The following is a 20,821-nucleotide window of genomic DNA, read 5'->3' on the forward strand; positions in this document are numbered from 1 at the left end:
GCGCACTGAACAGTGGCGCCGGCGCGGCAACCCCGCTGCAGCGTTGCGCCAATGCCAGCGAGGCATGCTCGTGCGCCAGCAGTTCGGCCAGACGGGCGTGGGCGATACGCACACTTTTCTCAACCCCGCTCCCGTCCAGATCCAGTCGCAACGGCAGGGTATTCATAAACAATCCCATGGCACGGTCGGCGCCGGCACCCGCATGCATGCGACGACGAACAGCACCGTGCCGAACACCACCTGCTCGCGGCCGCTGCTTTGCGCCACCACCTGGCCCCAGGCCAGATGGCACAGGCTCGCCAGGCTCACACCCAGCCGCCGCGCCTGGGCCCGCAGCCGGTCGTTGAGTGCCTGCGGCAGCGTCCGATGTGCCTCGCGGGATCCGCGGCCGTCGCCGTAGACCTCGCTCAGCCCGAACGGCAGCGTCGGCTCGTCGATGCCGGCCAGCATCTCCCGGAAGAACGCTTCATGCGCTTCGGACGAAACTCCGAGACGGGCTTGCGCGATCAGATTGCGGAACGGCTGCGGCGCGGCCAGCTCAGGCCCGCGCCCTTCCAGCACGGCCCGCACCTCGGCATGCATCACTTCGGCCGTCGTGTGATCGCCGATCAGATGGTGCTGCAGCTCCAACAGCAGCCAGCGCCCGCCGCCCGGCTCACGCGCAATCACGAAGCGCAACAGCGGCGCCCGGCCAAGGTCGATGCGATGCTGACGCGGATCGAACCGCCGCCTCAGCTGCTCATGACCGGGACCGCCATCTTCGTCGAGCTCGACCTCGCTCACATCCAGCGCCGCCTTGCGCCAGACCACCTGGGCCGGGCTCGACAGGCCCTCCCAGGCAAAGGCGGTGCGCAGGATGTCGTGGCGGTCGACCACCTGTTGAACCGCCGCAAGGTAGCGCTCGAGCACACCCCGATCGGCAAAGGCCATCTGACTGACGAGCAGATAGGGATCGCCCTCGGTTGCCAGCAGATGGTGGAACAGAATGCCGTCCTGCAGCGGCGACAGGCCATAGATATCCTGGATGTTGCCGACCCCGCCTGGCACCGTGGCGACGATCCGGTCGATCTCCTCCTGGGTCAGATCGATCAGCGGCAGCATCTCTGGCGCGATCGCCGTACTCTTCTCGGTGATCAGGTTGGCCGGCACCGCCACCTCGTGATGGCTGCCGAGGCTGGCGGCGAGATCGCAAAGCACCGGCCTGGCGAACAGGGTGCGCACCTCGACCCCGAGCGACTGCCGCCGCAGCCGCTCCATCAGCTGCACCGCCAGCAAGGAATGTCCGCCGAGTTCGAAGAAATTGTCGTGACGGCCGACCCGCTCGATGCCGAGCAGCTCGGCCCAGATCCCTGCCAGCGCCGTCTCGACCTCGCCTTGCGGCGCCTCGTAGCTCCGACGCGCATAGGCGTCGTCCTCCGGCGCCGGCAACGCCTTGCGGTCGAGCTTGCCGTTTACCGTCAGCGGCAGCGCCGATAGCCGCACGAAGGCGGCCGGCACCATGTAGTCGGGCAGCAGGCCACCGAGATGGGCGCGCAACGCGGCGGCGAGCTCGGCGCCATCGCCGTCGTCCGGCCCGTCCGTCGTCTTCGCAACCACATAGGCGACAAGCCGCTTGTCGCCGGTCACATCCGCGCGCGCCACCACGGCCGCCTCGGCGACTAGCTTGTGCTCCAGCAGCCGCGCGGCGATCTCGCCCGGCTCGATGCGGAAGCCGCGGATCTTCACCTGCTCGTCGTTGCGGCCCAGGAACTCCAGATTGCCGTCCGGCAGGTAGCGCGCCAGGTCGCCGGTCCGATAGAGACGATCGCCCTCGACAAAGGCACTGGCGATAAACCGCTCCGCCGTCAGATCCGGTCGGTTGAGGTAGCCACGCGCAACGCCTGCACCGCCGATATAGAGCTCGCCCACAGCCCCGAACGGAACCGGCTGACCATGGTCGTCAAGCACATAAAGCCGCGTGTTCGATATCGGACGCCCGATCGGCACATTTGTCGATGCGGAGAGGTCTGCGGGGATGTCATGGAAAGCACAACCGACAACCGCTTCCGTCGGGCCATACTCGTTGACCATTCTGGCAGCCGGCTGGATCTGACGCCAGCGCTCGACCGTCGAAGACGACAATGCCTCGCCGCCAATGACGAACAGCTCCACTTGACTGGCATCTCCAGCCGACTGCAGTTGCTGCCCAAGAACATCCAGATGACTGGGAGTGATTTTGACCAGCCTGCGGCCTAAGACTAGCTCTACCTTAAGGTCCTCGGTTTCCTTTCCCTCGGATATGAGATGTTCATACCCACCACAGATTAGAGGCGCAAACAGACTGGTAATGGTAGCATCGAAGGCGAGCGAAGAGGAGACGACGGAGGAGGATATGGGCGTGTAAGCCTCGCGGGCCCAGGACAGATAATTGACCAGTCCGCGATGCTCGACCATGACGCCCTTTGGCGTTCCGGTGGAACCGGAGGTATAGATCACGTAGGCGAGATGGCTGGGGGTGAGGCTGAGGGCATGCGGGTCGGGATCGTCTGCGGGCTGGTCGGCCCAGGGATGCTCGCCGTTCGAGAGATCGACCACGCTCAGGCTTGCGATCGCCTCGGCGCCGAGCGCTTTGCGGCCGGCCGCATCGCACAGCAGCAGGTGCGGTGCGGCATCCTCGAGCACCTGCCGCAGCCGCGCGCACGGATAGGCCGGGTCCAGCGGAACATAGGCGCCGCCCGCCTTGAGGATCGCCAGCAGCCCCACCACCATCGCCGGGCTGCGCTCCAGGCAGATCGCCACCGGCTGGTCCGGCCTGACCCCGAGCCCGATCAGATGATGCGCCAGCCGGTTGGCGCGCTGATTGAGCTCGCCATAGCTCAGACGCTCGTCCTCATGGACCACCGCCACCGCCTCCGGCGCACGCTGCACCTGTGCTTCGAACAGTTCATGGATGCACCGCTCCGACGGATAGGCCGCTTCCGTCCGGTTCAGCTCCTCCAGCAGATAGGTCCGCTCGTCGGATGACAGCAGCTCGATGCGACCGACCGGCTGCCCTGCATCGGCAGCCATCGCCCGCAGCAACGCCAGCAGATAACCACGCTGCCGCTCGATGGTCGCTTGATCGAACAGCGCCGTGGCATAGCCGAACGTTCCGGCGATCTCCTCGCCATGCTCGCCAAGGCTCAGCTCCAGATCGAACTTGACCTGATCGAGCCCCTCCCCGGCCGCCTCCACGCTCAGCCCGGCAAGGTCGAACGACCCGACGGTGTTGTTCTGCCAGGCCAACATCACCTGGAACAGCGGCGTGTGATCGAGATGCCGGGGCGGCTTGACGATCTCCACCACCTGCTCGAACGGCAGGTCCTGATGCTCCTGCGCAGCCAGGGCCGTGCGCCGCGTCCGTTCCAGAAGCTGCGACACATCAGGCTCGCCCGACAGGTCGACCCGAAGCGCCAGGGTGTTGACGAAGAAGCCAATCAATTCTTCGATCTCGCGCCGGCCACGATTGGCGGTCGGCACACTCGACAGCACTGACATGTCGTCCTGCCCCGACAGACGCGACAGCACCGCCGCCCAGGCCGCCAGCACCGTCATGAACAAGGTCGTGCCATGCTGCCGGCTTAGCCGCTTCAGCCCCCGCGTCAGGTCCTGATCGATGACAACAGGCACACTGGCCCCGGCAAACGACTGCTGGGCCGGACGCGCACGGTCCGTCGGCAAGGCAAGACGGGCCGGAGCGTTTGCCAAGGCGTTGCGCCAATACTGCGCCTGGCTCTGCAGCCGTTCCCCCGACAGCCATTGGCGTTGCCAGGCGGCATAATCCGGATACTGGATCGCCAGCGGCGGCAAGGGATCGTCCTCTCCAGCCTCGAACGCCCGGTAAAGCTGACTGAGCTCCCGCACCAGCACGCCCATCGACCAGCCGTCGGAGACGATATGATGCTGGGTCAGCAGGAAGACGTGTTCGTCCTCCGCCAGCCGGATCAGCCGGCCGCGGATCAGCGGCCCGCGCGCCAGGTCGAACGGCGAGTGCATCTCTTCATCGCACAGCTCGGAAAGCACGGCCTCGGCATCCGGCAGCCCGTGCAGATCGTGCACTGTCACCGGCAGCCCGGCATCGGCCGGCAGCAGCTCGACCCGGGGCCGGCCCTCCGGCGCGACAAAGACACTGCGCAGCCCCTCGTGACGGGCAAACAGACGGTCAAGGCTGCGCTGCCAGGCGACGCGGTCGAGCACTCCCCGCAGCCGCAGGGCCAGCGGCATGTGATAGTTGGTGCTCTCCGCGTCCAACTGTGACAAGAACCAGAGACGCTGCTGCGAATAGGAAAGCGGAAGCGCACCATCACGTCCGACTGGCATGATGGCCGGTGCTGCCTGCGCACCAGAACCGTTCAGCACTTCGCCAACACTTAGCGCCAAATCGGCCAATGTCGGCCTGGCGAACAGCGTCGTCAGCGGCATCTCGACACCGAGAGCCTGCGGCAGCCGGCTCATCAGCTGCACCGCGAGCAGCGAATGGCCGCCGAGTTCGAAGAAGTGGTCGTGGCGGCCGACCCGCTCGATCCCGAGAAGCTCTTCCCAGATCGCCGCCAGCGCCGTCTCGACCGCGCCCTGCGGCGCCTCATAGGTCCGGCGCGCATAGGCATCGTCCTCCGGAACAGGCAGCGCCTTGCGGTCGAGCTTGCCGTTCGGCGTCAGCGGCAGTGCCGATAGCCGCACGAAGGCCGACGGCACCATGTAGTCGGGCAGGCAGGCACTCAGATGGGCGCGCAAGGCACCGGCAAGGTCGGACTTCTCGGCCTCGCCGGCTTGCTCCGCCGCCGCAACCACATAGGCGATCAGCCGTTTGCCGCCGGCGCCATCCTCTCGCGCCACCACGACGGCGTCACGCACAAGCGCGTGCTCGCAAAGCCGGGCGGCGATCTCGCCCGGCTCGATGCGGAAGCCGCGGATCTTCACCTGCTCGTCGTTGCGGCCCAGAAACTCCAGATTGCCGTCCGGCAGGTAGCGGGCCAGGTCGCCGGTCCGGTACAGCCGGTCGCCCGCCACAAAGGGGCTGGCGATGAACCGCTCGGCCGTCAGCTCCGGCCGGTTGAGATAGCCGCGCGCCACCCCCGCCCCGCCGACATAAAGCTCACCCGCCGCCCCGAACGGCACGGGCGCACCATGACCGTCCAGCAGATACACCCGCGTGTTGGCAATCGGACGGCCGATCGGGACACCGAGAGCTTTCTCCTGCATCGGACCTACGGTGTAGGTAGCCGCAAAGGTCGTCGTTTCAGTCGGACCATAGCAGTGAATGAGACGTACAGGACCTTGTTCTCTCAGCAACTTTAGGAAGGCGGGGGAGGCATTCCGCTCTCCTCCACACAGGAGGTATTTAAGTTGTGCTAACGTTGGGGCAATCGATGACGTATACTCGTTGAATAACGCCGTTGTTAGAAACAGGGATGTCACTTTCTGACGTTCGAGCGCTTTGGAAAAGCTTGCTGCATCTAAGACTGTGCTGGAATCCATTGCAACAATGCAACCACCGTTAAGCAGCGGCGCCCAGACTTCAAATGTGCTGGCATCAAAGGCAGGATTACCCGCCCATGCCACACGATCTCCGGCATCGATCTTCGCATATCCATTGCTGATCACGAGCCGGTTGACGGCACGATGAGGCACAACAACTCCCTTCGGAAGGCCAGTTGAGCCAGACGTGTACATCACGTAAGCGGCAGCGTCGGCGCTCAATGCGATGCCAAGATCGGCACTGGCTCCGGTTCCAGCCATCAGCGGCTCAATGGGCAAAACAGGGATCGTCGCCTCGACCAAATCCCCATCGTCACTCTCGCTAAGCACCAAGCGTGCAGCACAATCGGCAATCAGCCATTCTTGTCGCGCAGACGGAAGAGCGCGATCGATCGGCACATACACTCCCCCAGCCTTCAAGATCGCCAGCTGCGCCACCACAAGAGAGACGGAGCGGTCCAGCATTGTTGCAAGGCTATCACCGGGCTTGACCCCGAGCCCGATCAGATGATGGGCCAGCCGGTTGGCCTGGGCGTTGAGCGCGCCATAGGAGATCGACTGCTCTTCGAAGACCAGCGCGACGGCATCGGGCGCACGCTGCACCTGCGCTTCGAACAGTTCATGGATGCAAAGATCCGACGGATAATCGGCCGCCGTCCGGTTTAGATCCTCCAGCAGATAGGTCCGCTCGTCGGATGACAGCAGCTCGATGCGACCGACCGGCTGCCCGGCATCAGCAACCATCGCTCGCAGCAACGCCAGCAGATAACCACGCTGCCGCTCGATCGTCGCCTGATCGAACAGCGCCGTCGCATAACCAAACGTTCCGGCTATGACCTCATCGCACTCGCCAAGGCTCAGTTCCAGATCGAACTTGACCTGATCGAGCCCGTCCCCGGCCGCCTCCACGCTCAGCCCGGCAAGGTCGAACGACCCGACGGCGTTGTTCTGCCAGGCCAACATCACCTGGAACAGCGGCGTGTGATCGAGATGCCGGGGCGGCTGGACGATCTCCACCACCTGCTCGAACGGCAGGTCCTGATGCTCCTGTGCGGCGAGCGCCGTGCGCCGCGTCCGTTCCAGAAGCTCCGACACATCAGGCTCGCCGGACAGGTCGACCCGAAGCGCCAGGGTGTTGACGAAGAAGCCGATCAACTCTTCGATCTCGCCCCGGCCGCGATTGGCGCTCGGCACGCCGATCACAAGGTCGTCCTGACCCGACAGACGCGACAGCACCGCCGCCCAGGCCGCCAGCACCGTCATGAACAAGGTCGTGCCATGCTGCCGGCTCAGCCGCTTCAGCCCGCGCGTCAGGTCCGCATCGATGACAACAGGCACACTGGCCCCGGCAAACGACTGCTGGGCCGGACGCGCACGGTCCGTCGGCAAGGCAAGACGGGCCGGAGCGTTTGCCAGGGTGTCGCGCCAATACTGCGCCTGGCTCTGCAGCCGTTCCCCCGACAGCCATTGGCGTTGCCAGGCGGCATAATCCGGGTACTGGATCGCCAGCGGCGGCAAAGGATCGTCCTCTCCAGCCGCAAACGCCCGGTAAAGCTGACTGAGTTCACGCATCAGCACGCCCATCGACCAGCCGTCCGAGACGATATGATGCTGGGTCAGCAGGAAGACGTGGTCGTCAGCCGCCAGCCGGATCAGCCGCCCGCGGATCAGCGGCCCGCGCGCCAGGTCGAACGGCGAGTGCATCTCTTCATCGCACAGCTCGGAAAGCACGGCATCCGCATCCGGCAGCCCGTGCAGATCGTGCTCTGTCACCGGCAGGCCGGCATCGGCCGGCAGCAGCTCGACCCGGGGCTTGCCCTCCGGTGCGACAAAGACACTGCGCAGCGCCTCATGACGGGCAAACAAACGGTCAAGGCTGCGCTGCCAGGCGACGCGGTCGAGCGCTCCCCGCAGCCGCAAGGCCAGCGGGATGTGATAGTTGGTGCTGCCCTCGTCGAGCTGCGCCAAAAACCAAAGACGCTGCTGCGAATAGGACAGCGCAAGCGCACCATCACGTCCAACTGGCATAATGGCCGGTGCTGCCTGCGCACCAGAACCGTTCAGCACTTCGCCAACACTTAGCGCCAAATCGGCCAATGTCGGCCTGGCGAACAGGGTCGCCAGCGGCAGCTCCACTGCCAAGGCCTCTGTCAGCCGGGCAAGCAGGCGCACCGCCAGCAATGAGTGGCCGCCAAGTTCGAAGAAGTTGTCGTGGCGGCCGATCCGCTCGAGGCCGAGCAGCTCTTGCCAGATCCCGGCCAGCAGCGTCTCGACCGCGCCCTGCGGCGCCTCATAGACGGTGCGCGCATAAGCATCGCCCTCCGGAGCCGGAAGCCCCTTGCGGTCGAGCTTGCCGTTTACCGTCAGCGGCAGTGCTTCCAGCCGCACGAAGGCCGACGGCACCATGTAGTCCGGCAGCAGGCCACTGAGATGGGCCCGCAACGACGCAGCAAGCCCGGCGCCATCGGCTTCGTCAAACCCGTCCGCCGTCTTCGCAACCACATAGGCGACGAGCCGCTTGTCGCCGGCGCCATCCTCGTGCGCCACCACCACCGCATCGCGCACCCGTTCATGCTCGCAGAGCCGCGCGGCGATCTCGCCCGGCTCGATGCGGAAGCCGCGGATCTTCACCTGCTCGTCGTTGCGGCCCAGGAACTCGAGATTGCCGTCCGGCAGGTAGCGCGCCAGGTCGCCGGTCCGATAGAGACGATCGCCCTCGACAAAGGCACTGGCGATAAACCGCTCCGCCGTCAGATCCGGTCGGTTGAGGTAGCCACGCGCAACGCCTGCACCGCCGATATAGAGCTCGCCCTCCGCCCCGAACGGCACCGGCTGGCCATGAGCGTCCAGCAGGTACACCCGCGTGTTCGATATCGGACGTCCGATCGGGACATTCCGGCAAGGCGCCTCAATCCCCGTGTCGGCAAGGAAGGTGGTCGACCAAATTGTAGTCTCCGTCGGACCATAGAGATTCCTGAGAGATTTTACCCTTCCGCCGAGGTTCGAGGCCAGATCTGCAGGCAACGCTTCGCCGCCGCACAACGCGCGTAAATCGGGCGCACCCTCCCAGCCGGCGTCGAAGAGCATACGCCACGATGCCGGGGTCGCCTGCATCACCGTTATCTTCTGATGCGATAGATGCTGCTCCAATCCAACAGCATTGCTCCCGTGAGCAAGGACGACGTTAGCTCCCACGGCCAGTGGAAGATAGAGTTCCAGCCCCGCAATGTCGAAAGAGATCGTCGTGATCGCGAGGAGTGAATCCTGCGCTGTGAGGCCGGATACATCCAAAAAAGCGTGTAGAAGATTGAGAACACTCGCATGCTCGACCATGACGCCCTTTGGCGTTCCGGTGGAACCGGAGGTGTAGATGACATAGGCGAGATGGCTGGGGGTCAGACCGAGGGCATGCGGGTCGGGATCCGACGCCGGCAGTTCCGCCCAGGCAGAAGTAGCCGCATCGAGATCGATCGCCTTTAGGTCACCGATCGCGTCTGGGCCGAGGGCTTTGCGGCCGGCCGCATCGCAAAGCAGCAGCCGCGGGGCGGCATCGTCGAGCACCTGCCGCAGACGGCCGGACGGATAGGCTCGGTCGAGCGGCACATAGGCGCCGCCGGCCTTGAGGATCGCCAAGACCCCCACCACCATCGCCGGGCTGCGCTCGACGCAGATCGCCACCGACTGGTCCGGCCTGACCCCAAGCGCGATCAGATGATGGGCCAGCCGGTTGGCCTGGGCGTTCAGTTCGCCATAGCAGATCGACTGCTCTTCGAAGACCAGCGCCACCGCGTCGGGCGCCTTTTGCACCTGCGCCTCGAACAGCTCATGGATGCACAGGTCCGACGGATAGTCCGCTTCCGTCCGGTTCAGCTCCTCAAGCAGGTAGCTGCGCTCGTCAGCCGGCAGGATGTCGAGCTCTCGCACCGGCGTATTCGGCGCCTGCTCCAATGCCTCCGCCAGCTGCTCGAGCGCGCGCTGCATGTAACCGCAGATCCGATCGGGGGATCGGCTCGACCGCGTCCGCCGTGAGCCCCAGCTCCTGACCAAAATCGTCCACCGACAGCGTCACGGGATAGTTGGTGCGTTCCTCGCTCCCCAGCCATTCCATGCTCGACAGATCATCATCGGTTGTCGAGCCGGCCGCCGGCGTGTTGTGACGGTAGTTCAGCAGCGCACTGAACAGTGGCGCCGGCGCGGCAACCCCGCTGCAGCGTTGCGCCAATGCCAGCGAGGCATGCTCGTGCGCCAGCAGTTCGGCCAGACGGGCGTGGGCGATACGCACACTTTTCTCAACCCCGCTCCCGTCCAGATCCAGTCGCAACGGCAGGGTATTCATAAACAATCCCATGGCACGGTCGGCGCCGGCACCCGCATGCATGCGACCGAACAGCACCGTGCCGAACACCACCTGCTCGCGGCCGCTGCTTTGCGCCACCACCTGGCCCCAGGCCAGATGGCACAGGCTCGCCAGGCTCACACCCAGCCGCCGCGCCTGGGCCCGCAGCCGGTCGTTGAGTGCCTGCGGCAGCGTCCGATGTGCCTCGCGGGATCCGCGGCCGTCGCCGTAGACCTCGCTCAGCCCGAACGGCAGCGTCGGCTCGTCGATGCCGGCCAGCATCTCCCGGAAGAACGCTTCATGCGCTTCGGACGAAACTCCGAGACGGGCTTGCGCGATCAGATTGCGGAACGGCTGCGGCGCGGCCAGCTCAGGCCCGCGCCCTTCCAGCACGGCCCGCACCTCGGCATGCATCACTTCGGCCGTCGTGTGATCGCCGATCAGATGGTGCTGCAGCTCCAACAGCAGCCAGCGCCCGCCGCCCGGCTCACGCGCAATCACGAAGCGCAACAGCGGCGCCCGGCCAAGGTCGATGCGATGCTGACGCGGATCGAACCGCCGCCTCAGCTGCTCATGACCGGGACCGCCATCTTCGTCGAGCTCGACCTCGCTCACATCCAGCGCCGCCTTGCGCCAGACCACCTGGGCCGGGCTCGACAGGCCCTCCCAGGCAAAGGCGGTGCGCAGGATGTCGTGGCGGTCGACCACCTGTTGAACCGCCGCAAGGTAGCGCTCGAGCACACCCCGATCGGCAAAGGCCATCTGACTGACGAGCAGATAGGGATCGCCCTCGGTTGCCAGCAGATGGTGGAACAGAATGCCGTCCTGCAGCGGCGACAGGCCATAGATATCCTGGATGTTGCCGACCCCGCCTGGCACCGTGGCGACGATCCGGTCGATCTCCTCCTGGGTCAGATCGATCAGCGGCAGCATCTCTGGCGCGATCGCCGTACTCTTCTCGGTGATCAGGTTGGCCGGCACCGCCACCTCGTGATGGCTGCCGAGGCTGGCGGCGAGATCGCAAAGCACCGGCCTGGCGAACAGGGTGCGCACCTCGACCCCGAGCGACTGCCGCCGCAGCCGCTCCATCAGCTGCACCGCCAGCAAGGAATGTCCGCCGAGTTCGAAGAAATTGTCGTGACGGCCGACCCGCTCGATGCCGAGCAGCTCGGCCCAGATCCCTGCCAGCGCCGTCTCGACCTCGCCTTGCGGCGCCTCGTAGCTCCGACGCGCATAGGCGTCGTCCTCCGGCGCCGGCAACGCCTTGCGGTCGAGCTTGCCGTTTACCGTCAGCGGCAGCGCCGATAGCCGCACGAAGGCGGCCGGCACCATGTAGTCGGGCAGCAGGCCACCGAGATGGGCGGCAACGCGGCGGCGAGCTCGGCGCCATCGCCGTCGTCCGGCCCGTCCGTCGTCTTCGCAACCACATAGGCGACAAGCCGCTTGTCGCCGGTCACATCCGCGCGCGCCACCACGGCCGCCTCGGCGACTAGCTTGTGCTCCAGCAGCCGCGCGGCGATCTCGCCCGGCTCGATGCGGAAGCCGCGGATCTTCACCTGCTCGTCGTTGCGGCCCAGGAACTCCAGATTGCCGTCCGGCAGGTAGCGCGCCAGGTCGCCGGTCCGATAGAGACGATCGCCCTCGACAAAGGCACTGGCGATAAACCGCTCCGCCGTCAGATCCGGTCGGTTGAGGTAGCCACGCGCAACGCCTGCACCGCCGATATAGAGCTCGCCCACAGCCCCGAACGGCACCGGCTGACCATGGTCGTCAAGCACATAAAGCCGCGTGTTCGATATCGGACGCCCGATCGGCACGATCGCCCCATCAAAGTCAGCCGGGCAAGTCCAAACCGTGGCGCAAACTGTTGCTTCGGTCGGGCCGTAGGCGTTGATAACAGAGGCTGGAGCTAAACGTCGGATGAGTTCGGCCTTCGGCAACTCTCCAGCAAGAATGAGAGCTTGCGACGCCAAATATTCCACATTCCTGCTTGCCTGAAGCAAGGCTGGAGGTAACGTCGCATGGGTGATAGCGTGGCTTCGCAGGTAATCCGATAGTTCGGCACTCGCTTGGCGGCGCTCGTCCGCAGGCAAATGCAATTCGGCGCCGGAGCCAAACGCCATCATAAGTTCCCAAGCACTCGCATCAAAACCGAATGAGGCGAATTGCACGACCCGGCTATTTGAACCGACGCCAAAAAGCCCGATCTGCGCCAAGCCCAGGTTCACCAATCCCCGATGCTCGACCATGACGCCCTTGGGTGCTCCGGTGGAGCCCGAGGTGTAGATGACATAGGCGAGATGGCGGGAGGTGAGCCCGAGCGCGCGCGGGTCGAGATCCGACGCCGGCAGTTCCGCCCAGGCCGGGGTGGCCGCGTCGAGATCAATCACGCTGAGATCGGCGATCGCCTCGGCGCCGAGCGCTTCGCGGCCGGCGGCATCGGCAAGCAGCAGCTTGGGGGCGGCATCGGCGAGCACCTGGTTGAGCCGCGGGCTCGGATAGGCCGGATCGAGCGGCAGATAGGCGCCGCCCGCCTTGAGGATCGCCAGCAGCCCCACCACCATCGCCGTGCTGCTCTCCAGGCAGATCGCCACCGGCTGGTCCGGCTTGACCCCGAGGGCGATCAGATGATGTGCCAGCCGGTTGGCGCGCTGATTGAGCTCGCCATAGCTCAGACGCTCGTCCTCGTGGACCACCGCCACCGCGTCGGGCGCCTTTTGCACCTGCGCCTCGAACAGCTCATGGACGCACCGCTCCGACGGATAGTCCGCGTCCGTCCGGTTCAGCTCCTCCAGCAGGTAGCTGCGCTCCTCGGCCGGCAGGATGTCGATCTGGCCGACCGGCTGCTCGGCATCGGCAACCATCGCCCGCAGCAGCGCCAGCAGATAACCACGCTGCCGCTCGATCGTCGCTTGATCGAACAGCGCCGTCGCATAACCCAGAGTCCCGGCGATGACCTCGCCCTGCTCTCCAAGGCTCAGTTCGAGATCGAACTTGACCTGGTCGAGCCCCTCCCCCACGGCCTTCACGCTCAATCCGGGAAGATCGAAGGTCTCGACGGCATTGTTCTGCCAGGCCAACATCACCTGGAACAACGGCGTGTGATCAAGAGCCCGCGGCGGCTGGACGATCTCGACCACCTGCTCGAATGGCAGATCCTGATGCTCCTGTGCGGCGAGCGCCGTGCGCCGCGTCCGTTCCAGAAGCTCCGACACATCAGGCTCGCCGGACAGGTCGACCCGAAGCGCCAGGGTGTTGACGAAGAAGCCGATCAACTCTTCGATCTCGCGCCGGCCGCGATTGGCGCTCGGCACGCCGATCACAAGGTCGTCCTGACCCGACAGACGCGACAGCACCGCCGCCCAGGCCGCCAGCACCGTCATGAACAAGGTCGTGCCATGCTGCCGGCTCAGCCGCTTCAGCCCGCGCGTCAGGTCCTGATCGATGACAACAGGCACACTGGCCCCGGCAAACGACTGCTGGGCCGGCCGCGGCCGGTCCGTCGGCAAGGCAAGACGGGCCGGAGCGCCGGCCAGGGTGTCGCGCCAATACTGCGCCTGGCTCTGCAGCCGTTCCCCCGACAGCCATTGGCGTTGCCAGGCGGCATAATCCGGGTACTGGATCGCCAGCGGCGGCAAAGGATCGTCCTCTCCAGCCTCGAACGCCCGGTAAAGCTGACTGAGTTCACGCACCAGCACGCCCATCGACCAGCCGTCCGAGACGATATGATGCTGGGTCAGCAGGAAGACGTGGTCGTCAGCCGCCAGCCGGATCAGCCGGCCGCGGATCAGCGGCCCGCGCGCCAGGTCGAACGGCGAGTGCATCTCTTCATCGCACAGCTCGGAAAGCACGGCATCCGCATCCGGCAGCCCGTGCAGATCGTGCTCTGTCACCGGCAGGCCGGCATCGGCCGGCAGCAGCTCGACCCGGGGCTTGCCCTCCGGTGCGACAAAGACACTGCGCAGCGCCTCATGACGGGCAAACAAACGGTCAAGGCTGCGCTGCCAGGCGACGCGGTCGAGCGCTCCCCGCAGCCGCAAGGCCAGCGGGATGTGATAGTTGGTGCTGCCCTCGTCGAGCTGCGCCAAAAACCAAAGACGCTGCTGCGAATAGGACAGCGCAAGCGCACCATCACGTCCAACTGGCATAATGGCCGGTGCTGCCTGCGCACCAGAACCGTTCAGCACTTCGCCAACACTTAGCGCCAAATCGGCCAATGTCGGCCTGGCGAACAGGGTCGCCAGCGGCAGCTCCACTGCCAAGGCCTCTGTCAGCCGGGCAAGCAGGCGCACCGCCAGCAATGAGTGGCCGCCAAGTTCGAAGAAGTTGTCGTGGCGGCCGATCCGCTCGAGGCCGAGCAGCTCTTGCCAGATCCCGGCCAGCAGCGTCTCGACCGCGCCCTGCGGCGCCTCATAGACGGTGCGCGCATAAGCATCGCCCTCCGGAGCCGGAAGCCCTTGCGGTCGAGCTTGCCGTTTACCGTCAGCGGCAGTGCTTCCAGCCGCACGAAGGCCGACGGCACCATGTAGTCCGGCAGCAGGCCACTGAGATGGGCCCGCAACGACGCAGCAAGCCCGGCGCATCGGCTTCGTCAAACCCGTCCGCCGTCTTCGCAACCACATAGGCGACGAGCCGCTTGTCGCCGGCGCCATCCTCGTGCGCCACCACCACCGCATCGCGCACCCGTTCATGCTCGCAGAGCCGCGCGGCGATCTCGCCCGGCTCGATGCGGAAGCCGCGGATCTTCACCTGCTCGTCGTTGCGGCCCAGGAACTCGAGATTGCCGTCCGGCAGGTAGCGCGCCAGGTCGCCGGTCCGATAGAGACGATCGCCCTCGACAAAGGCACTGGCGATAAACCGCTCCGCCGTCAGATCCGGTCGGTTGAGGTAGCCACGCGCAACGCCTGCACCGCCGATATAGAGCTCGCCCACCGTCCCGAACGGAACCGGCTGACCATGAGCGTCCAGCAGATAGATCCGCGTGTTCGCTATCGGACGGCCGATATGCGGCACAGTGTTGTCACTGAGAAGCTGTCCCGACGTTGCCACGACGGTGGCTTCCGTAGGGCCATAGTTGTTTATCAACTTGAGAGGAGGCGGTAGCCGGGAAGGAACACGCTGGAGACGGTCACCGCCGATCAGCAGGTATCCCAATTTTGGATTTACCAACTTGTCTTCCAATGCGATCGCCGCCAGCGGGGTGGTCAAAAAGGCAGCGTCCAACGCCTGATCACGCCACCATTGCAGCAGACGAAGAGGCTCTTCTGCCGATGCTCCGGGCGGGAGCAGCAATGTGCTACGATTGCATAATGCGGACCATACTTCCCAGGTGCTGGCATCGAACGCTGATCCAGCCGTGAGCGCGCAGCACGTTTCTGGTTGCGGACAAAACGTTTGCACATGCCATGATATAAGATTGACTAAGTTCTGATGCTCGACCATGACGCCCTTTGGCGTTCCGGTGGAACCGGAGGTGTAGATGACATAGGCGAGATGGCTGGGGGTCAGACCGAGGGCATGCGGGTCGGGATCCGACGCCGGCAGTTCCGCCCAGGCAGAAGTAGCCGCATCGAGATCGATCGCCTTTAGGTCACCGATCGCGTCTGGGCCGAAGGCTTTGCGGCCGGCCGCATCGCAAAGCAGCAGCCGCGGGGCGGCATCGTCGAGCACCTGCCGCAGACGGCCGGACGGATAGGCTCGGTCGAGCGGCACATAGGCGCCGCCGGCCTTGAGGATCGCCAAGACCCCCACCACCATCGCCGGGCTGCGCTCGACGCAGATCGCCACCGACTGGTCCGGCCTGACCCCAAGCGCGATCAGATGATGGGCCAGCCGGTTGGCCTGGGCGTTCAGTTCGCCATAGCAGATCGACTGCTCTTCGAAGACCAGCGCCACCGCGTCGGGCGCCTTTTGCACCTGCGCCTCGAACAGCTCATGGATGCACAGGTCCGACGGATAGTCCGCTTCCGTCCGGTTCAGCTCCTCAAGCAGGTAGCTGCGCTCGTCAGCCGGCAGGATGTCGAGCTCTCGCACCGGCGTATTCGGCGCCTGCTCCAATGCCTCCGCCAGCTGCTCGAGCGCGCGCTGCATGTAACCGCAGATCCGATCGGGGGAGATCGGCTCGACCGCGTCCGCCGTGAGCCCCAGCTCCTGACCAAAATCGTCCACCGACAGCGTCACGGGATAGTTGGTGCGTTCCTCGCTCCCCAGCCATTCCATGCTCGACAGATCATCATCGGTTGTCGAGCCGGCCGCCGGCGTGTTGTGACGGTAGTTCAGCAGCGCACTGAACAGTGGCGCCGGCGCGGCAACCCCGCTGCAGCGTTGCGCCAATGCCAGCGAGGCATGCTCGTGCGCCAGCAGTTCGGCCAGACGGGCGTGGGCGATACGCACACTTTTCTCAACCCCGCTCCCGTCCAGATCCAGTCGCAACGGCAGGGTATTCATAAACAATCCCATGGCACGGTCGGCGCCGGCACCCGCATGCATGCGACCGAACAGCACCGTGCCGAACACCACCTGCTCGCGGCCGCTGCTTTGCGCCACCACCTGGCCCCAGGCCAGATGGCACAGGCTCGCCAGGCTCACACCCAGCCGCCGCGCCTGGGCCCGCAGCCGGTCGTTGAGTGCCTGCGGCAGCGTCCGATGTGCCTCGCGGGATCCGCGGCCGTCGCCGTAGACCTCGCTCAGCCCGAACGGCAGCGTCGGCTCGTCGATGCCGGCCAGCATCTCCCGGAAGAACGCTTCATGCGCTTCGGACGAAACTCCGAGACGGGCTTGCGCGATCAGATTGCGGAACGGCTGCGGCGCGGCCAGCTCAGGCCCGCGCCCTTCCAGCACGGCCCGCACCTCGGCATGCATCACTTCGGCCGTCGTGTGATCGCCGATCAGATGGTGCTGCAGCTCCAACAGCAGCCAGCGCCCGCCGCCCGGCTCACGCGCAATCACGAAGCGCAACAGCGGCGCCCGGCCAAGGTCGATGCGATGCTGACGCGGATCGAACCGCCGCCTCAGCTGCTCATGACCGGGACCGCCATCTTCGTCGAGCTCGACCTCGCTCACATCCAGCGCCGCCTTGCGCCAGACCACCTGGGCCGGGCTCGACAGGCCCTCCCAGGCAAAGGCGGTGCGCAGGATGTCGTGGCGGTCGACCACCTGTTGAACCGCCGCAAGGTAGCGCTCGAGCACACCCCGATCGGCAAAGGCCATCTGACTGACGAGCAGATAGGGATCGCCCTCGGTTGCCAGCAGATGGTGGAACAGAATGCCGTCCTGCAGCGGCGACAGGCCATAGATATCCTGGATGTTGCCGACCCCGCCTGGCACCGTGGCGACGATCCGGTCGATCTCCTCCTGGGTCAGATCGATCAGCGGCAGCATCTCTGGCGCGATCGCCGTACTCTTCTCGGTGATCAGGTTGGCCGGCACCGCCACCTCGTGATGGCTGCCGAGGCTGGCGGCGAGATCGCAAAGCACCGGCCTGGCGAACAGGGTGCGCACCTCGACCCCGAGCGACTGCCGCCGCAGCCGCTCCATCAGCTGCACCGCCAGCAAGGAATGTCCGCCGAGTTCGAAGAAATTGTCGTGACGGCCGACCCGCTCGATGCCGAGCAGCTCGGCCCAGATCCCTGCCAGCGCCGTCTCGACCTCGCCTTGCGGCGCCTCGTAGCTCCGACGCGCATAGGCGTCGTCCTCCGGCGCCGGCAACGCCTTGCGGTCGAGCTTGCCGTTTACCGTCAGCGGCAGCGCCGATAGCCGCACGAAGGCGGCCGGCACCATGTAGTCGGGCAGCAGGCCACCGAGATGGGCGCCAACGCGGCGGCGAGCTCGGCGCCATCGCCGTCGTCCGGCCCGTCCGTCGTCTTCGCAACCACATAGGCGACAAGCCGCTTGTCGCCGGTCACATCCGCGCGCGCCACCACGGCCGCCTCGGCGACTAGCTTGTGCTCCAGCAGCCGCGCGGCGATCTCGCCCGGCTCGATGCGGAAGCCGCGGATCTTCACCTGCTCGTCGTTGCGGCCCAGGAACTCCAGATTGCCGTCCGGCAGGTAGCGCGCCAGGTCGCCGGTCCGATAGAGACGATCGCCCTCGACAAAGGCACTGGCGATAAACCGCTCCGCCGTCAGATCCGGTCGGTTGAGGTAGCCACGCGCAACGCCTGCACCGCCGATATAGAGCTCGCCCACAGCCCCGAACGGAACCGGCTGACCATGGTCGTCAAGCACATAAAGCCGCGTGTTCGATATCGGACGCCCGATCGGCACATTTGTCGATGCGGAGAGGTCTGCGGGGATGTCATGGAAAGCACAACCGACAACCGCTTCCGTCGGGCCATACTCGTTGACCATTCTGGCAGCCGGCTGGATCTGACGCCAGCGCTCGACCGTCGAAGACGACAATGCCTCGCCGCCAATGACGAACAGCTCCACTTGACTGGCATCTCCAGCCGACTGCAGTTGCTGCCCAAGAACATCCAGATGACTGGGAGTGATTTTGACCAGCCTGCGGCCTAAGACTAGCTCTACCTTAAGGTCCTCGGTTTCCTTTCCCTCGGATATGAGATGTTCATACCCACCACAGATTAGAGGCGCAAACAGACTGGTAATGGTAGCATCGAAGGCGAGCGAAGAGGAGACGACGGAGGAGGATATGGGCGTGTAAGCCTCGCGGGCCCAGGACAGATAATTGACCAGTCCGCGATGCTCGACCATGACGCCCTTTGGCGTTCCGGTGGAACCGGAGGTATAGATCACGTAGGCGAGATGGCTGGGGGTGAGGCTGAGGGCATGCGGGTCGGGATCGTCTGCGGGCTGGTCGGCCCAGGGATGCTCGCCGTTCGAGAGATCGACCACGCTCAGGCTTGCGATCGCCTCGGCGCCGAGCGCTTTGCGGCCGGCCGCATCGCACAGCAGCAGCCGCGGCGCGGCATCGGCGAGCACCTGCCGCAGCCGGCCGGAGGGATAGCTGGGATCGAGCGGCAGATAGGCGCCGCCGGCCTTGAGGATCGCCAGCACCCCCACCACCATCGCCGGGCTGCGCTCGACGCAGATCGCAATGCGCTCGTCCGGCTTGACGCCGAGCCCGATCAGATGATGGGCCAGCCGGTTGGCGCGCTGATTGAGCTCGCCATAGCTCAGACGCTCGTCCTCGTGGACCACCGCCACCGCGTCGGGCGCCTTTTGCACCTGCGCCTCGAACAGCGCGTGGATGCACAGATCCGACGGATAATCGGCCGCCGTCCGGTTCAGCTCCTCCAAAAGATAGGTCCGCTCCTCGGCCGGAAGAATGTCGATGCGGCCGACCGGCTGGTCGGCATCGGCCATCACACCTGACACCAAGTTTTGCAGATGCTGCGTCATGCGATCGATCTGCTCCGGCGCCAATCGATTGGCGTCAAAATGCCAGCGGAAGCTCCCATCCAGAGCGCAAATCTCGAATGTCAGCAAATCACCGCAAGGAACGGTCTCTGAACCGGGGCTCGAAGGCAGATCAGCAGCAGAATAGCTGTTTGTGGTAATCGTCAGGCCGATCGGCCAGGGCCGTTGCGACCGCAACGCCTCCGTCCCCTTGAGGGACGGGCAGCGTCCGACAAGATCGCGCGCAAAGCTCGCGTGCTCGGTCAACCGAGCGAATTCCGCCGCCACCACTTTGCGCAGGTCTTCAAAACCATGTGCAAGATCAATGGCAACCTCCATCGGCACGACAGAAGCGATCAGCGCCTCCAGCGCGTTCCAACCAGCTTGCGATCCGTTTGGCGCCGGCCTCCACCCCAGTTGCAGCTCCGATTCGCCAGTAACGCGGGCCAGATAGATCAAACACGCAATTGCCAGGTGCTCCGCCCGGTCAATGGCGGACAGCGCAGCCAAAGCATCTGGAATGGACCACACACTTGTCTGCCATCTGGGGGGTGTCTCCGTTTCCGACGCGGACAGGAAAGGAGGCACCACTGTTTTAAACTGCTCAAGCCGCTGTCGCCAAAAATCCTCTGAAGGCGCTATCTCCTCATGTGCAGCCGTCAGGCTGCGCGCCTGGTCATCGCTCAAAACCGGAAGGCGATCGCCTACGTCCAGATCGACCTGCATTGCCAGCGCTCGCGCGTCCAGAGCCTGACCGTCCAGGCTGCCAAAGCATACATCGACATCCTCACTCCCCGTCGCCACGCGCCAGTGGCTGGGCTGGATCTCGAGCAGGCAACCGGCCGGAAGGCCCGAGCGTCGCGCTAACGTCTCAAGGCGCCTCACCGGGATAAAACCATCCCCTGCGAGAACCTTGGGCAGACACAATGGATTGGGATGATACGGCCCAAAGTCCAAGGCACGCGTCATCGCCGACAAGTCTTGCGCGGAGCGATGCCATCGCAGACAGCCGGCCGCATCCGGGCGCCGATGTCTCGGAAAATAGCTTCTGTCTTCCAATGCCTGCGGACGGGTACTGAGCTCGCCCGCCGCCAAGCCGGTTAAAAGCGCGCGGAAACCCTCGACGGCCGCTTCGTAACATTTGAGGTTCAAGCTCAGCGCCGTGTCGGCCGGCGTCACCAACACCTGGCGCTGAATCGCCACCTCACCAGTATCAACACCGTCATCGATCCGATGCCAGGTGATCGCATGTTCGCTCTCTTGTGCCAGCAGCGCCCAGGACGTCGCATGCGTCCCCGCATATCGCGTTCCGTCGTGATAGTTGAAAGCGCCTTGACGGGCTCGTCCGAACACATCGGCCGGCAATAGGAACGGATTGGCTACGGAAAAAATCCACTCCACCGGCTCGGTGGCAAGCAACGTCGAGAGCTCTTCGACACTGGCTACAACCGAGATGTTGGCGCGAGCCGCCCAATCGGCGAATATCGTGTCGGCAGATAGCACCGCGCGAACGGCGTGGCCCATCTCGATTGCGAGCGCAGTGCACCTGACAGCGAGCGTACCACTGCCAATGAACACGCTCGAGCATCTTGAAGGGGCTGCAGGGCGCTGCCCATCTGGTTCAAAAAGGCTT

General features: G+C 65.2%; 5 protein-coding genes. All 5 read right to left on the reverse strand.

The window, feature by feature from the left end:
* Positions 1–162: 162 nt before the first annotated feature.
* From ISN39_RS32950 to ISN39_RS32960, 5 genes are read right to left on the reverse strand one after another with little or no spacing between them, the layout of a single operon-like run.
* Positions 163–9,477, reverse strand: a complete 9,315-nt coding sequence (locus tag ISN39_RS32950; protein ID WP_246763555.1) for a non-ribosomal peptide synthetase — start codon at positions 9,475–9,477, stop codon at positions 163–165.
* On the reverse strand, positions 9,392–11,164 hold the full coding sequence (locus tag ISN39_RS37140; RefSeq protein WP_246763556.1) for a condensation domain-containing protein: 1,773 nt from the start codon (positions 11,162–11,164) through the stop codon (positions 9,392–9,394). Before ISN39_RS37140 ends, ISN39_RS32950 begins: the two co-directional genes overlap by 86 nt.
* Positions 11,122–14,427 carry an amino acid adenylation domain-containing protein gene (locus ISN39_RS37145; protein WP_246763557.1) on the reverse strand — a complete coding sequence of 1,102 codons (3,306 nt, stop codon included), beginning with the start codon at positions 14,425–14,427 and terminating at the stop codon, positions 11,122–11,124. The genes ISN39_RS37140 and ISN39_RS37145 overlap by 43 nt, the downstream gene beginning before the upstream one ends.
* Entirely contained in the window at positions 14,315–17,611 is a 3,297-nt protein-coding gene (locus ISN39_RS32955; RefSeq protein ID WP_194732164.1) for a non-ribosomal peptide synthetase, read from the reverse strand. The genes ISN39_RS37145 and ISN39_RS32955 overlap by 113 nt, the downstream gene beginning before the upstream one ends.
* Positions 17,569–20,766, reverse strand: coding sequence for an amino acid adenylation domain-containing protein (locus ISN39_RS32960; RefSeq protein ID WP_194732165.1), 3,198 nt, complete (start codon positions 20,764–20,766; stop codon positions 17,569–17,571). The genes ISN39_RS32955 and ISN39_RS32960 overlap by 43 nt, the downstream gene beginning before the upstream one ends.
* Positions 20,767–20,821: the final 55 nt, after the last annotated feature.

It is taken from the genome of Rhizobium sp. 007 (genome assembly GCF_015353075.1).
In the GTDB taxonomy this organism is placed as follows: domain Bacteria; phylum Pseudomonadota; class Alphaproteobacteria; order Rhizobiales; family Rhizobiaceae; genus Rhizobium.